The sequence below is a fragment of the Vibrio sp. 1978 genome (genome assembly GCF_033344345.1).
This window is the reverse complement of record NZ_JAWPOP010000832.1, coordinates 1-563: the sequence shown is the minus strand read 5'-3', so window position 1 is coordinate 563 and position 563 is coordinate 1. Positions and strand designations below refer to the sequence as shown.

Annotated in this window: 1 protein-coding gene; it reads right to left on the bottom strand. The window is 46.9% G+C overall.

Annotated elements, in window-relative coordinates:
* The coding region (locus tag R8N49_RS29365; protein ID WP_318190725.1) for a M3 family metallopeptidase at positions 1-563 on the bottom strand (563 nt) is incomplete at both ends.

The following is a 563-nucleotide window of genomic DNA, read 5'->3' as shown; positions in this document are numbered from 1 at the left end:
TCACATCGGCAATCGAGAAGTGCAGCTTGCTTGCCCAAAAATAGGGGTCAGCTTCACTCATCACGTCTCCGTACCAATCTTCCCACGTTTCTGACATCAGATTACAGAAATCCTGAGCGGTTAATTCTCCCTCCTGACGACGTTCGTAGAATGCTTTTTCAAACTCGTATCGAACAGGAATATTGATAATTAACGCCAGCGCAGAAGACAACTCTTCCCACAGCATTTCGAGCTTGTCGTCCACACTTTCTGCTTTCGAGATCAAATGATCGCGTACGATATTCTCTGCAAAAATAGAAGCGGTTTCTGCCAGTGTCATTGGGTAGTAAGTTTGGCAAAGCGGCAGATCTCGAATAACCCAGTTATGGAAGGCATGACCAAGTTCGTGAGCCAATGTCATCAAATCAGAACGGCTACCACTCCACGTCATGAATACCAACGGTGTGCGCGTGGCTGGTAGTTTAGTGCAGTACGCCCCCAAACGTTTATTGGCATTTGGCGCGGCATCAATCCAACCGTTTTGAACCATTAAACGCACAAACTCAGACATCTCTGGGTTGACA